The organism is Methylotuvimicrobium sp. KM2, assembly GCF_038051925.1.
Lineage (GTDB): Bacteria > Pseudomonadota > Gammaproteobacteria > Methylococcales > Methylomonadaceae > Methylotuvimicrobium.
The window spans coordinates 3,151,753-3,164,780 of the sequence record NZ_CP150634.1; the positions used below are offsets into that span (position 1 = coordinate 3,151,753).

Annotated in this window: 11 protein-coding genes; 1 reads left to right on the forward strand and 10 read right to left on the reverse strand. The window is 49.6% G+C overall.

Going from position 1 to position 13,028, the window contains the following annotated elements:
- Positions 1–31: 31 nt before the first annotated feature.
- The 7 genes from cmk to gyrA all read right to left on the reverse strand — a co-directional run bounded on the left by cmk (position 32) and on the right by gyrA (position 9,164).
- Positions 32–688 (reverse strand): (d)CMP kinase, encoded by a 657-nt coding sequence (gene cmk / locus WJM45_RS13180; RefSeq protein WP_341325559.1) that lies wholly within the window; start codon positions 686–688, stop codon positions 32–34.
- A complete protein-coding gene (gene aroA, locus WJM45_RS13185; protein ID WP_341325560.1) occupies positions 688–2,007 on the reverse strand; it encodes a 3-phosphoshikimate 1-carboxyvinyltransferase in 1,320 nt (439 codons plus the stop codon). Before aroA ends, cmk begins: the two co-directional genes overlap by 1 nt.
- A 1-nt stretch (position 2,008) precedes the next feature.
- The gene (locus tag WJM45_RS13190) at positions 2,009–2,884 is read right to left on the reverse strand and encodes a prephenate dehydrogenase/arogenate dehydrogenase family protein (RefSeq protein WP_341325561.1); all 876 of its coding nucleotides are present in this window, start codon (positions 2,882–2,884) and stop codon (positions 2,009–2,011) included.
- Positions 2,877–3,989: a histidinol-phosphate transaminase gene (gene hisC / locus WJM45_RS13195; RefSeq protein ID WP_341325562.1), complete on the reverse strand. Its 1,113-nt coding sequence runs from the start codon at positions 3,987–3,989 to the stop codon at positions 2,877–2,879. The genes WJM45_RS13190 and hisC overlap by 8 nt, the downstream gene beginning before the upstream one ends.
- 375 nt (positions 3,990–4,364) lie before the next feature.
- The gene (gene pheA / locus WJM45_RS13200) at positions 4,365–5,450 is read right to left on the reverse strand and encodes a prephenate dehydratase (RefSeq protein ID WP_341325563.1); all 1,086 of its coding nucleotides are present in this window, start codon (positions 5,448–5,450) and stop codon (positions 4,365–4,367) included.
- Between the two features lie 10 nt (positions 5,451–5,460).
- Positions 5,461–6,543 carry a 3-phosphoserine/phosphohydroxythreonine transaminase gene (gene serC / locus WJM45_RS13205; protein WP_341325564.1) on the reverse strand — a complete coding sequence of 361 codons (1,083 nt, stop codon included), beginning with the start codon at positions 6,541–6,543 and terminating at the stop codon, positions 5,461–5,463.
- The gene (gyrA, locus tag WJM45_RS13210; protein WP_341325565.1) at positions 6,543–9,164 is read right to left on the reverse strand and encodes a DNA gyrase subunit A; all 2,622 of its coding nucleotides are present in this window, start codon (positions 9,162–9,164) and stop codon (positions 6,543–6,545) included. The genes serC and gyrA overlap by 1 nt, the downstream gene beginning before the upstream one ends.
- A 415-nt stretch (positions 9,165–9,579) precedes the next feature.
- Between gyrA and WJM45_RS13215 the strand changes: the two genes are divergently transcribed.
- A complete protein-coding gene (locus WJM45_RS13215) occupies positions 9,580–9,786 on the forward strand; it encodes a hypothetical protein (protein WP_341325566.1) in 207 nt (68 codons plus the stop codon).
- Positions 9,787–9,885: 99 nt separating this feature from the next.
- On the opposite strand, the gene hemN is transcribed toward WJM45_RS13215, so the two are convergent.
- The 3 genes from hemN to WJM45_RS13230 are packed head-to-tail and all read right to left on the reverse strand — an operon-like array spanning position 9,886 to position 12,964.
- A complete protein-coding gene (hemN, locus tag WJM45_RS13220; protein WP_341325567.1) occupies positions 9,886–11,262 on the reverse strand; it encodes an oxygen-independent coproporphyrinogen III oxidase in 1,377 nt (458 codons plus the stop codon).
- Positions 11,262–12,467: a c-type cytochrome biogenesis protein CcmI gene (ccmI, locus tag WJM45_RS13225; RefSeq protein WP_341325568.1), complete on the reverse strand. Its 1,206-nt coding sequence runs from the start codon at positions 12,465–12,467 to the stop codon at positions 11,262–11,264. Before ccmI ends, hemN begins: the two co-directional genes overlap by 1 nt.
- Positions 12,464–12,964 carry a cytochrome c-type biogenesis protein gene (locus WJM45_RS13230; protein ID WP_341325569.1) on the reverse strand — a complete coding sequence of 167 codons (501 nt, stop codon included), beginning with the start codon at positions 12,962–12,964 and terminating at the stop codon, positions 12,464–12,466. Before WJM45_RS13230 ends, ccmI begins: the two co-directional genes overlap by 4 nt.
- Positions 12,965–13,028 lie beyond the last annotated feature (64 nt).

Here is a 13,028-nt window from a genome sequence, read left to right on the forward strand (position 1 = left end):
TAATACTGCTTGCGGCGTATGTAAATACTACTCAGCGAATCAAATTTACTATCTGCTCAATGACCGTCTCGATGGACATATCGGAAGAATCGATAAAAACCGCATCATCTGCCTGCATCAACGGCGCGGCTTTGCGCTGTTGATCGCGGCGATCACGCTCTTCAATCTCTTGAGTAATAGACAAAAGATTAGCATCAATTCCTTTTTCTTTCAACTGTTTATATCGGCGCATTGCTCTTTCCTCAGCACTAGCCGTTAAAAACACCTTGTTTTGAGCATCAGGAAATACGACGGTACCCATGTCCCGACCGTCTGCAACCAAGCCGGGCGGCCTTCTAAAATCCTTTTGTTTTTGCAATAGAACCTTTCGGACTTCAGGCAAAGCGGCGACCACCGAGGCTGCATTGCCTGTACTTTCAAGACCCAATTGGCCGGTTATATCCTTGCCATCAAGCCTAACGGTTAATTCCTCGGCGCATTCGAACTCCAATACCATCGCTTTGGCAACTTCCGCAATGACCGCCTCGTCGCTCAAGTCGACTCCTGCCGCAATGGCAGCAATAGCCAATGATCGATAGATCGAACCGCTATCCAAATAGTGCCAGCCCAATTTTCTCGCAATTGCTCGACTGACCGTGCCTTTACCGGCGCCGGACGGACCATCGATTGTCAATACCGGAACCGACATCAGCCTTGCTCGGACTGCAATTTTAAACCCAGAGACGAAGCGATCTCTATGAACTCCGGAAAGGATGTATTGACGTTTTCGCAATCGTTGATGACGATTTTTCCGTCGGCTCTGAGCCCGGCGATTGAAAAAGCCATCGCGATACGATGGTCGCCATGCGACTCGACCGAACCCGAACCGATTTTTCCGCCTTGAATGATCATGCCGTCCGGGGTCGGCTGAGCATCGACTCCCAAAATTTGTAAGCCATCGGCCATGACTTGAATACGGTCGGATTCCTTGACTCTGAGCTCTTCGGCGCCGGTCAAGCGGGTTTGTCCTTCGGCGCAAGCCGCAGCAACAAACAATACAGGAAATTCATCGATCGCCAGCGGAACCAATTCCTCAGGAATATCGATGCCTTTCAATGGCGCCGATTTAACATGCAGATCGGCTACCGGTTCTCCACCGACGATACGCTCGTTCAATATTTCGATATCGGCGCCCATCAATCGCAGAATATCGATCACACCGGTGCGAGTAGGATTGATACCCACATGATTCAGCACGATATCGGAACCTTGCGCAATGGATGCACCGACCAAAAAAAACGCCGCTGAAGATATATCGCTGGGCACATCGATATCGGCCGCCGTGAGTCTACCTTCGGCAGTAATCGTCACCTTGGCCCCTTCTTTTTCGACCGGATACGAAAAACCGTTCAGCATCCGTTCGGTATGATCGCGTGTCGGCGCCGGCTCGGTAACGCGGGTCGCCCCTTCTGCGTACATACCTGCCAATAGCAAACACGATTTGACTTGAGCGCTGGCCATTGGCATTTGATAATCGATGCCTTTAAGCTTGCCGGCCTGCCCTTTGATATGCAGCGGCGCCGTGCCCTTGTCCGTCGTTTCGATCACCGCGCCCATTTGCGCCAAAGGGTCGGTAACCCGTTTCATCGGCCTCCCGGACAAGGATTTGTCGCCGGTCAATACCGAGTCGAAAGCCTGCCCCGCCAACAACCCGGACAACAGGCGCATCGATGTACCCGAGTTACCTAGATACAATGGTTTTTGCGGCGCCTTCAAACCGTGTTTGCCGACCCCATGAATCGTTAATTCGCCATTTTTCGGCCCTTCGATAACGACACCCATGTCTTTGAATGCCTGCAGCGTCGCCAATGCGTCTTCGGCTTCGAGAAAGCCTTTGACATGCGTGACGCCATCGGCCAGGGAACCGAGCATGATAGAACGGTGAGAAATCGACTTGTCGCCAGGGACCCTGGCCTGCCCATTTAATGAACCGCCGGGTTGTACAGTGAAAGTTATCGTTTTAGCCATTTTAATTTGTCAATTGATCGAGAAAACGCTGCCGGGCTTGACCCGCGTATGTGAAGGTTTGAAAAATCTTCTGGCTATCGTCGTTTTCGAGAGCCAGTTCCATCGTATCTAGTTCTTGTTTAAGCTGTTGAATCAGTGGTATTAATTTTTGCTTATTGGCCAAACAAATATCCAACCACATGGTCGGATCGCTTGAAGCGATGCGCGTAAAATCCTTAAAACCACCGGCTGCATATTTAAATATCTCGACTTGCTCGTCCTTACGTCCGAGTAGATCAACCAACACAAAAGCCAACAAATGCGGCAAATGACTAGTCGCGGCTAACACCGCATCATGATGATCGACTTCCATGATCGACACGATCGCGCCCAAGCGATGCCAAAATTGCTGCATTGTTGCCGTCGCCTTGGGATCGGTTTGCTCAACCGGCGTGATAATCAGCCGCTTATCATCAAATAAACCGTTCATCGAAGCCGTTACACCGCTTTGTTCGGCTCCGGCAATCGGATGGGCCGGAACAAAATTACTCGGCAGGTAACCGAACACTCGCCTAGCGGCATCGACGACATTGCCCTTGGTACTGCCGACATCGGAATAAACGGCTTGCTCGGACCAATAAGGCTGCAACTCGCAAAGTACCTTTTCGATCGCGCCAACCGGCGTCGCAATGATGATGCAATCGGCATTCTTCACGGCTGCTTCGAGGTTTATAAAATACTCGTCGATAACACCCAATCGTCGAGCTTCTTGCAGATTATCGATATCTATTTCACGACCGTACGCGACGATGGCCTTACATAAGCCGCGATCGCGTGCGGCGCGAGCGATCGAGCCGCCAATCAGCCCGACGCCAATCAGACATAGCCTATTAAACATCGGCAAGCACAGCCTTTAATGCTTCGAGACAACGGCTATTTTCGGCGGGCGTACCGATACTAATACGTAAATAGTCGGGCATTTCATAGTTCGCGACCGGCCTTACGATGACGCCTTTTTGCAACAAAGCCCGATAAACACCCTCTCCCGAGCGTTTGACATCGACCGATACAAAATTGCCGGCTGACGGAATCCATTCCAGTCCAAGCTGACGGAATCCATCGATTAACTGTTGCATGCCTTTGTTGTTGGTCGCTATCGTACATTGCAAATGTTCATGATCTGCAAGCGCCGCTTCAGCCGCCGCCAATGCGAGCATATTATTATTGAAGGGCTGGCGTACTCGATTCAGAAAATCGGCAATCCCCGGATTGGAAAAACTGTAACCGACACGCAGGCCTGCCAACCCGTAGGCTTTGGAAAAAGTCCGGGTCACGATCAAATTGGGATGGTCTGCCAACCAGGCGATTGAATCGGCACGACTTTTCGGGTCGATAAATTCGTAATAAGCTTCGTCCAAGACGCAAAGCACATGACTCGGCAATGCCGCAATAAATTGGCGCAGGTCATCGGGCGCCAATAGGGTGCCGGTCGGATTATTAGGATTTGCAATAAAAACAAGCCGGGTTTTATCATTGACCGCCGCTAACATCGCATCGAGATCATGCCCGTATGCGCGCGCCGGAATAACGATGCCGGTCGCACCGACGGCCTGCGTTACAATCGGATAAACCGCGAATGCGTGCTGCGAAAAAATCACCTCATGAGCCGGCGTTAAAAAAGCCCTGGCCAGTAACTCCAGAATTTCATTTGAACCGTTACCCAATGTAATTTGCGACATTTCGACGCTAAATTTTTCGGCCAACGCGCGTTTCAACTTGAAACCGTTACCATCGGGGTAACGCGCCAAATCCGGCAAGGTCGCATGAATCGCCGCCAAAGCCATTGGACTCGGCCCTAGCGGGTTTTCATTCGATGCCAATTTAACGATATCGCTCAGACCTAATTCGCGTTCGAGTTCTTCAATCGGCTTACCGGGCGTATAAGGTACAAGTCGCTGCACGCCAGGCGTGGCCAAGGAATAAAAATTATCGGTGATGTTCATTAATAAATATGATTTTAAACGTTATCGGCACACGGATGACGCTGATTATCAAGAAGCCTCGACGTTCCGGCGTTTACGCAATTTAGTATTTGGCCGTAAATAACAGCAATTCCCAGTTTGAGCATTCTCACTGGATTAGGGTGTGGGGTATCCCTGTCGAGGAACGCCGTGAACCCATCCATGGGGGCTTGACGGCAGCTCCCTGCTGCCGACATCCTCGCCAACCAAGCATACCCCACACACACCCTGCTTGATCCCCAAATTGGGAATTGCTGCGCAAATAACTTCCCTATTTTAAAGCGAGTTACCGAACCCTCAACAAGGCCCATAGTTCCAGGACGTTATTTATCACGAAATCCTTACATGTTTCATTTTTTATAGAACCGCCTTCGGGTACGATCCTAATATATTCAACATACTGACTCGGGCGCCCAGCATTTTTAACGCCGCCGCGACATTTTCGTCCTCGGCATGACCCTCGATGTCAATAAAGAACACATAATCCCACAGACCTTGACGCGACGGCCTCGACTCAATGTGCATCATGCCGATACCGTGATGCGCGAACGGCTCCAAGACTCGATAAAGCGCGCCCGGCTGATTGCCGGTCGACACCAACAGCGAGGTTTTATCCTTACCGGTCGGCCCTGAAATCTGGCGACCGATAATGATGAATCGAGTGGTATTATTCGACTCATCCTCAATGTTGCGTTCGATGACCGAGAGCCCGTAAAGTTCGGCAGCAAACTTTCCGGCTATCGCCGCCTTATCTTTGGAACCGGCAGCCAAGCGAGCCGCCTCACCATTACTGTTGACAGCGGTGCGTTTCGCATCGGGCAAGTGCAGATCCAACCATTGACGGCACTGCGCCAAGGATTGCTGGTGCGAAAAAACTTCCGCGATATCCGCAAGACTCCCGGCATTGCCGATGAGATTGTGATGAACCCGTAATTCAACCTCGCCGCAAATCTTTAGCGGCGAACTCACAAATCGATCCAGGGTATGATTGACCACCCCTTCTGTCGAATTTTCGACCGGTACGACGCCAAACTGACAATGCTCATTTTCGACCGCATTGAATATTTCAGCGATCGTCGTAGCGGGCACTGCATTGACCGCATGCCCGAAATGCTTAATCGTTGCCTGTTGAGTAAACGTTCCTTCCGGCCCCAAAAACGCTACATCCAACGGTTTTTCAAGCGCCAAGCAGGCCGACATCAACTCTCTAAAAAAACGCATCGCGGTTTCATCGGCAAGCGGACCTTGATTGAGCGCCTTAACCCGTCTCAATACCAATGACTCCCTATCCGGCCGGTAAAAACATCCCGACTCGCCTTCCGCCATCTTGGTTTTAGCCACTTCGATGGCGCAAGTCGCGCGTTGATTGATCAACTGCAGAATCTGTTCGTCGATCGCATCGATTCGCGCCCTTAAATCGGCAAGAGGAGTAATTGAAGTCATGTTACGATACTCAGGCTCGGGTTCTTTCGAATTCGGCCATGAATTCAATTAATGCTTTAACGCCTTCCTCGGGCATTGCATTATAGATACTCGCACGCATACCGCCTACGGAACGATGTCCTTTTAATTCGGCGAACCCATTGGCTTCGGCTTGGCTTAGAAATTCTTTATCGAGCGATGCATCGGATAAAATGAAAGGCACGTTCATCCGCGAGCGAAATTCGGTTTGCACCGGATTGCTATATAACGAAGAACGATCGATTGCATCGTACAAACTCGCCGCTTTTCTGATATTGACGGCTTCTATCGCCTCGACGCCGCCAATCGATTTGAGCCATTTCAACACCAAACCGACCAAATACCAATTGTAAGTCGCCGGTGTATTCAGCATCGATTGATTCTTGGCCTGTACCGCGTAATTGAATACATCGGGTAATCGATCATCAGCCTCACCGATCAAATCATCACGTACGATCACGACGGTAACTCCGGCAGGTCCCATATTTTTCTGGGTTCCGGCATAGATCAAGCCGAATTGGCTTACATCGACTTTGCGCGACAAAATATTCGACGACATATCGGCAACCAAAGGCAGACCTTGTGCATCCGGGATAAACGGAAACTCAACGCCGTGTATCGTTTCGTTCGAGGTGTAGTGCAAATATGCCGCATTCGGATCCATTTGCCATCCGGTCACATCGGGAATCGTGGTGAATTTTTCGGATTCGGAACTGGCCGAAACAATCGCCTCGCAGAATCGCCCGCCATCCTTGATCGCTTTCTCGGACCAGGCCCCGGTATTTATGTAGCAGGCTTTGGTCTTGCCTCGCAATAAGTTCAAAGGTATGAATGAAAACTGGCCGGTCGCGCCGCCTTGTAAAAACAAGACTTTATAATTATCGGGAATCGCCATCAATTCGCGCAAATCGACTTCCAATTGTTCGGCAATCGTCGAAAAATACTTGCCTCGATGACTCATTTCCATCACCGACATGCCGCTAGCCTGCCATTCAAGCATTTCATCGCGCGCTTGCCGAAGCACCGCCTCGGGTAATGCCGATGGTCCAGCGCTGAAGTTATATATTCTGGCCATTATTCTTGTTCTCCCGAGTCCTGCTCTATTTCTGTTTCATTATCGACTTCCCCACCCAAATCGGACTCCGCTTCCATTCCTGCGTCCTCGTCTTCGGCCAAGCCTTCTATTCGATCGACTCCAACCACTTTTTCGTTTTTGTCGAGGCGAATAACCGTAACGCCTTGCGTATTCCGGCCGACGATCGATATTTCATCGACGCGGGTTCTGACTAGGGTACCGCCGTTCGTAATCAGCATGATTTCATCGCGTTCGGACACCAATACCGCCCCGACGACATTACCGTTACGCTCGGACGTTTGTATCGAAATCACGCCCTGTCCGCCTCGGCCTTTGCGTACGAATTCTTTCAAATGAGTCCGTTTACCGTAGCCGTTTTCGGTGATCGTCAATACGGTGCCTTCAGCCGATACGATCAGCGAAATGACTTTTTGTCCCGGCTGCAGTCTAATGCCGCGCACACCCGCCGCAGTCCGGCCCATTGAGCGGACGTCCTCTTCGTTGAAACAAACCGCCTTGCCGTCGGTCGAGAATAGTAAAATATTTTGTTGACCGTCGGTCACGGCCACACCGACCAAAGCATCTTCTTCGCGCAAATCGATCGCGATTTTACCGTTGGTGCGCTGACGCTCGAATTCGGGGAGCGGCGTTTTTTTAACGGTGCCGTTCGCGGTTGCCATAAAGATGAACTTATCGGCACTGAACTCTCTTACCGGCAGCAAGGCGTTAATATTTTCCCCGGCTTCCAGCGGCAGTAAATTGACGAAAGGCTTGCCTCGCGAGGCGCGGCTCGCGACCGGCAATTGATAAACCTTGAGCCAATAGACCTTACCTAGCGACGAGAAACAGAGAATCGTATCGTGCGTATTAGCAACGATCAATTTGTCGATAAAGTCGGTTTCTTTCGTTGCCGTCGCCGATTTGCCGCGACCGCCTCGCCGTTGCGCCTTATAGTCATCAAGCGGCTGTGCTTTGACATAACCTTCGTGCGATACGGTCACGACCATATCTTCCTCGGTAATCAAATCCTCGTCGGTCAGATCAAGATGATCCTGCAAAATCTCGGTGCGCCGTTCGTCGCCGTATTCCGCTTTAATCGCTTCAAGCTCTTCCTTGATAACCTCCATCAACCGAACATCGCTGCCTAGAATTTCCAGGTACTCGTCGATGAGTTTAAGCAAGTCTCTATATTCATTGACGATTTTTTCCTGTTCGAGACCGGTCAGACGATGCAGGCGCAAATCTAAAATCGCGCTTGCTTGCGTTTCGGATAATCGGTAGTACCCATCGACCAAGCCGAATTCGGGCGTTAAATCTTCGGGCCTAGACCGGTCGGCATCGGCGCGATCGAGCAAGGCATTGACCAAGCCGGCTTCCCAAGTCCTGGACAAGAGCCCGGCCTTCGCTTCCGCCGAATCTTTAGCCGATTTAATCAATGTGATCATTTCGTCAATATTGGCCAAAGCGATCGCCAAGCCTTCTAATATATGAGCCCTATCCCGCGCCTTGCGTAAATTATAAACCGTTCTGCGCGTAACGATTTCCCGGCGGTGATCGATAAAGGCCGTGAGAATCTCTTTTAGATTCATGCAATGAGGACGGCCGCCTAAAAGCGCAACCATATTGATACCGAATACCGTCTGCATTTGCGTTTGCTTGTACAGATTATTCAGTATCACTTCGGGAACTTCGCCGCGCCGAAGTTCGATAACCATACGCATACCATCCTTGTCGGATTCGTCGCGCAGACCTGAGATTCCCTCCAATTTGGCTTCCTTGACCATTTCGGCAATTTTTTCCAACAGCCTGGCCTTATTGACCTGATACGGCAACTCGGTCGTAATGATCGCATAACGGCCGCTCTCGCCGATTTCCTCGAAATGACAGCGAGCGCGTAAATAGACCTTGCCTCGACCCGTGGCATAGGCGCTACGAATCCCGGCCGCTCCGTTGATCGTTGCCGCCGTCGGAAAATCGGGCCCCGGAATAAATTGCATCAACTCGTTAATCGTAATTTCGGGATTTTCAATTTGTGCAAGACAGGCACTGACGACTTCGGTTAAGTTATGCGGCGGGATATTGGTTGCCATGCCGACCGCGATACCGGATGACCCGTTGATTAGAAGCGTCGGCACACGAGTCGGCAAGACTTTGGGTTCGGATTCGGATTCGTCGTAATTCGCTATGAAATCGACGGTTTCTTTATCGATATCGGCCAATAATTCATGCGCAATCTTGGCCATGCGAACTTCGGTATACCTCATCGCCGCCGGAGAATCACCGTCGACCGACCCGAAATTGCCTTGCCCGTCAATCAGCATGTAACGTAGTGAAAAAGGCTGCGCCATCCTAACGATCGTGTCGTAAACCGCAGTATCGCCATGAGGGTGATATTTACCGATAACGTCACCGACAACACGCGCTGATTTTTTATAAGCTTTGTTCCAATCATTGCCGAGTTCGCTCATTGCATAGAGAACGCGGCGATGTACCGGCTTCAAGCCGTCCCGAACATCGGGTAGTGCTCGACCGACTATCACGCTCATTGCATAGTCGAGATAGGACTGCCTCATCTCGTCTTCGAGATTGACAGGAATAATTTCTTTAGCGAAGTCCGACATTGATCCGTTTTTTACAAAAATAAAGCCCGTTACCTAAATCGGCAAGCGGTTTCCTTCAATGAGATAATTCCAAAAAGACTTATAAAAATCCTTACATCCAATGGAATTACGCGAGATACCAAAACCGGGAGATTATAACAAAATGTCGAACGAGAGTCGAAGAGCTTACGACTTTATCAAAGCTTCTCAAATGGAGCTAGCGCAAGAGCTGCAAAATGCAGCCTCGACCAACAACACAAACGCCATTTTTGACATAAAAGCATCATAGACCTGCCATCTATGTCACTTTTTTTTACAAAAGTTTAATATGCTTTTAATAACATATTACTAAATCATTGAAAATACTTATTTTGATTAGATAGGCCTTGATATTGCTTCATTTATTATGAAACAACATTGATCAGAGGTGACGACAATGGAAAATCAAACTATAGAAATCACAAGCCAAGCACAGTCCGCATTCATCGAAATGCTAAGCGCTGAATTTATTGCGCAAACCGGCGTTGGCGTTTATGCCTATCTGACACCGCTTGCGATCAACAGCTTATTCAGACAATATTTACAACACAGAGAGCCGCTAAGGACATTCACGAAGCAATATGTGAAAACCGTTTTGGTTTAATTGCAGCCAAGAACAGGCGACGAAGAACGCTATAATCGGTTTTTCTGGATTTCTTAGACATGGATTTGCAAAAAACGCAAATCCCATGTCTAACGGATTTTAAATAACCTTAGAAAACTGTTGTTTTTCAGTAATATAGCGATCAAATACCATACAGATATTGCGAATAAGCAAACGCCCGGCAGGTCGCACTAAAATTTGGTCGGTATCGATCGTCAAAAGTCCATCTTCGGCCATTTTCTGCAACTTAATCAATTCCTGCTCGAAGTATGTCTTGAAATCGATGGAGAACTCGTGTTCCAGCTCTCTGAATTCAAGCTCGAAATGACAGATTAACCCGCTGATGACCGCTCTCCTTAGCTTATCGTCGCGGCTCAATTCAAACCCTTTGAACACCGGCAAACGTCCCTGCTCTATCGTTTCCCGATAAGTGTCAAGATCTTTTACATTTTGAATGTAGGCATCGCCCACCCGGCCGATTGAAGTAACACCCAAACCAATCAAATCGCATTCGGAATGCGTCGAATAACCCTGAAAATTTCGGTACAGCTTTCCTTCACGCTGAGCAACCGCTAATTCATCATTCGGTTTCGCGAAATGATCCATGCCGATATAAACATAACCGGCTTCGGTCAAGCGCTGAATCACCATTTGCAAAATCGCCAACTTGACCTCCGGAGTCGGTATGTCGGCATCATTGATCTGGCGCTGAGTTTTGAAACGTTGCGGCAAATGCGCGTAATTAAAGACCGAAAACCTCTCGGGCGAGACTTGAAGAATCTTTTCCAATGTTCGCGAAAACGACTCGACGGTTTGTAGCGGCAACCCGTAAATCAAATCGATACTGGTCGAACGAAAACCTTCGTTGCGCGCCGCCTCCAATACCGCAAAAGTTTCCTGTTCGGTTTGAATGCGATTGACCGCTTTTTGCACATCGGGTTCGAAATCCTGCAAACCCAAGCTAATACGGTTAAAACCCAATTCCCGCAGTACGGCTATTGTCCGATCATCGGTTTCTCTAGGATCGACTTCGATAGAGTACTGCCCTTCGTCATCGTCGCGCAGATTGAAATGCCGACGCGTCGACACCATCAACTGGCGCATTTGACTCTCACTTAAGAAAGTCGGAGTTCCGCCTCCCCAATGCAATTGATCGACGACACGGCCTCGATCGAACAAAGAACCCTGCATTTCGATTTCGCGACAAAGATCGTTCAAATACGGCGCGGCATGCGCGCGATTTTTGGTAACGATCTTATTGCACGCGCAGTAGTAACAGACCGTATCGCAAAACGGAATGTGAAAATAAAGCGATAGCGGCCCTCCAAGCCTATTCGATTGCTCGATATGGCGTAAATAATCCGCTTCGCCGAAATCCTCGTGTAATTCCAACGCGGTCGGATAAGACGTATATCGAGGCCCGGCCTGATCGTAACGATGAATAAGATCGAGATCGAATGTTAAGGACTGGTCCATTATTGGACCTTTTGATCGATCGTTATAGTAACGCCCTCTGTTTCAGCCGGTGCAACGCTTTCCACGATCCCGATCCAATCGCCTGGACGAGATTCTGCCTGGCCCGACTTCGAAATCCGGGCGCTAATTTTAACGCGATCGAAGTTAGACAACTTCATCGCCGGCATCATTGCCTGCTCGTCGCTCAACACAACTGTTACCGGTAAATCAGACACTTGTTTCTTAACGATCGCTAGCGGCATCGGTGGACCCTGTAATGCCTGAGCATAAATAAATACGGTATCGGCAGCGGAGACAACGCCTTGCAATTCGCCGGAGATAGCTACATTGACTTTCAGGCCTTTAGCGATAGCTGCCGGCTGTTGCTCGGCAGGCGCCGTACCTAGCCTCTCCATGACTTGCGCAATCAAACCCTGTACTTCTCGGTGTGGTTCGGAACCCTTTGGTAATTGCGCGGCTAATTTTTGCCAATGCCGTAAGGCTTCGTCATATTTAGCCGCTTCGGCCTTAGCCATGCCCGACAACCACAATGCCGTCGAGTCATCCGGCGCCAATTCAAGCGCCTTCGCAACCAATTTCGCCGGCTTCCCGGCCAACCGACCGTCATTGGCCATCGCCAACGCATCGGCATACTGAAGCAGCACATCAGCCTTGTCACCTAACAGACGATAAGCCTCCGAAAAGGCTTGCGCCGACTCGGCATAGCGGTTCATGTATTTGTAAGAACGCCCAAGCATCAACCAGCCTTCCGCATCGTCCGGTTGGTTCTGCAAACGCTGAGCCAGCCCCGAAACCATCGCATTGATCTCATCGATCTGCTGAGCGGCTTGTTCCGCTTCCGGCAACAAAGCATCGGCGTTACCTAATACACGATACAAAGTCACCGAAACCAAAGGAATAACGATCAATGCCAGAGCGATCAACCACCGACCGGAAGATTCCGATTGCCGCGAAGCCGACTCTCTTTGCAAATCATCGGCCAGCACCGATTGCAATTCTTGGTATAAGTCTTCGTATTCATCCGCCGTAATCGTTCCGGCCGAGCGCTGATCTTTTAAGTCCAGCAGACGCTGCTTAGCAATATCGACATTGAAACGCTCTGTTTCGATGTCTATTGAACCCGGTCGACGCCATAACGGCGGTAATACAAACGCAAACGCTATCGCGATCAAAGCGCTTGCGGTCAGCCAAAATTCTGTCGTCACCGATCATCTCCTTGTTCCAATAAACGGCGAATTTCTTCCGATTGCGCGGAATCATGCGCAGACTCGGAATGAGTCGCCAAACGTTTTTTACGCACGACAGTCCAAGCAACCAATAAACCGATCACTAAGAACAATAACGGCGCCAACCATAATAAACTGGTCTTAGCCTTCATCGGAGGATTGTACAATACGAAATCGCCATAACGCTGAGTCATAAAATCGACAATCTCCTGCCTTGACTTGCCTTGTTGCAGCATTTTGTAGACTTGGGCACGCAAATCCTTCGCCAAATCGGCGTTCGAATCGGCAATAGTCTGGTTTTGGCAAACCAGACAGCGTAACTCAGAAATCAGAGAGCTGTAAACGCGCTCCTGCTCGGGAGTATCGAAGTTTTTGACCTCGACAGCCGCGGCAATGGCCTGAACGTCCCACAATAAAAAGACAACAAAAAAGATAATACGCATAATTGCATTGATCGAATGATTAGTAACGTGCATGAATTAACCTGAATAAGCATCTACCTTGCCCTTCAAGAGAGATTTGGATCAAGGAAACACCTTA

Bases quoted from the DNA above. Each gene is read 5' to 3' on its own strand.
- serC (WP_341325564.1), bottom strand. From the start codon at position 6,543: ATGGCCAGAATATATAACTTCAGCGCTGGACCATCGGCATTACCCGAG.
- WJM45_RS13215 (WP_341325566.1), top strand. From the start codon at position 9,580: ATGGAAAATCAAACTATAGAAATCACAAGCCAAGCACAGTCCGCATTC.
- hemN (WP_341325567.1), bottom strand. From the start codon at position 11,262: ATGGACCAGTCCTTAACATTCGATCTCGATCTTATTCATCGTTACGAT.
- cmk (WP_341325559.1), bottom strand. From the start codon at position 688: ATGTCGGTTCCGGTATTGACAATCGATGGTCCGTCCGGCGCCGGTAAA.
- WJM45_RS13230 (WP_341325569.1), bottom strand. From the start codon at position 12,964: ATGCACGTTACTAATCATTCGATCAATGCAATTATGCGTATTATCTTT.
- WJM45_RS13190 (WP_341325561.1), bottom strand. From the start codon at position 2,884: ATGTTTAATAGGCTATGTCTGATTGGCGTCGGGCTGATTGGCGGCTCG.
- gyrA (WP_341325565.1), bottom strand. From the start codon at position 9,164: ATGTCGGACTTCGCTAAAGAAATTATTCCTGTCAATCTCGAAGACGAG.
- hisC (WP_341325562.1), bottom strand. From the start codon at position 3,989: ATGAACATCACCGATAATTTTTATTCCTTGGCCACGCCTGGCGTGCAG.
- pheA (WP_341325563.1), bottom strand. From the start codon at position 5,450: ATGACTTCAATTACTCCTCTTGCCGATTTAAGGGCGCGAATCGATGCG.
- aroA (WP_341325560.1), bottom strand. From the start codon at position 2,007: ATGGCTAAAACGATAACTTTCACTGTACAACCCGGCGGTTCATTAAAT.